We start from the raw sequence: 663 nt of genomic DNA, 5'->3' as shown, positions 1-663 counted from the left end.
CGTGGTGTCGTCGGTGGGGGATGGGGGTTGGGTGTTGGTGTCGGGTGGTTCGGGTGTGTTGGGTGGGGTGGTGGCGCGGTATTTGGTGGGGGTGCGGGGTGTGCGTCGGTTGGTGTTGTTGAGTCGTGGTGGTGGTGATGTGGGTGGTTTGGTGGGGGAGTTGTCGGGTTGGGGTGCTGAGGTGCGGGTGGTGGTGTGTGATGTGGCGGATCGGGTGGCGTTGGAGGGTGTGGTGGGTGGTTTGCCGGGTGGGGTGTCGGGGGTGGTGCATGCGGCGGGTGTGTTGGACGACGTGGTGGTGGAGGGGTTGTCGGGGGAGCGGTTGCGGGGTGTGCTGGCGGCGAAGGTGGTGGGTGGGTGGAATCTGCATGAGGTGATGGCGGGTTCGGAGGGGTTGTTTGTGTTGTTCTCGTCGGCGGCTGGGGTGTTGGGGGCTGCGGGGCAGGCGAATTATGCGGCGGGGAATGCGTTTTTGGATGGGTTGGCGGCGTTTCGGCGGGCGCGTGGGTTGTCGGGTGTGTCGGTGGCGTGGGGGTTGTGGGAGGAGCGGAGTGTGATGACGGGGGGTCTGGAGCGGTCGGATCTGGCGCGGATGCGTCGTATGGGTGTGCTGCCGATGTCGACGGAAGACGGGCTGCGACTCCTCGACACCGCCGAACGGTC

1 protein-coding gene is annotated in these 663 nt (G+C 66.5%); it reads left to right on the top strand.

Features of this window, described 5'->3' with window-relative positions; translation table 11 throughout:
* Position 1 precedes the first annotated feature (1 nt).
* The coding region (locus tag IG94_RS39460; RefSeq protein ID WP_346009439.1) for an SDR family NAD(P)-dependent oxidoreductase at positions 2–663 on the top strand (662 nt) is incomplete at its 3' end.

Origin of the sequence: Streptomyces olivaceus, from assembly GCF_000721235.1 — a bacterium.
In the GTDB taxonomy this organism is placed as follows: Bacteria; Actinomycetota; Actinomycetes; order Streptomycetales; family Streptomycetaceae; genus Streptomyces; species Streptomyces olivaceus.
Note: the sequence above shows the minus strand (reverse complement) of the source record. Positions and strands in the feature narration are given on the sequence as shown.